Origin of the sequence: Liquorilactobacillus mali KCTC 3596 = DSM 20444, from assembly GCF_000260415.1 — a bacterium.
Classification (GTDB): Bacteria; Bacillota; Bacilli; order Lactobacillales; family Lactobacillaceae; genus Liquorilactobacillus; species Liquorilactobacillus mali.
This window is the reverse complement of the sequence record NZ_BACP01000110.1, coordinates 1-231: the sequence shown is the minus strand read 5'-3', so window position 1 is coordinate 231 and position 231 is coordinate 1. Positions and strand designations below refer to the sequence as shown.

Genomic DNA, 231 nt, shown 5'->3' with positions numbered 1-231 from the left:
GATTTTTCCTTTTGTCAGAATTGTCCAAACAGCTGATGAATGATCATTCGTATGAATCCAATCACGTACATTCTTGCCCGATCCATATAACTTTGGCTTGATTCCACTCAAGATATTTGTAATCTGGCGCGGAATGAACTTCTCAATGTACTGATATGGTCCGTAGTTATTTGAACAATTTGAAATTGTTGCCCGTAGACCAAATGATCTGACCCAAGCTCGAACCAGTAA

1 protein-coding gene is annotated in these 231 nt (G+C 39.0%); it reads right to left on the bottom strand.

Annotated features, from left to right (window positions below; all coding sequences use genetic code 11):
• On the bottom strand, positions 1-231 hold a 231-nt coding region (locus GSM_RS14505; RefSeq protein WP_010078439.1), incomplete at both ends, for an NAD-dependent epimerase/dehydratase family protein.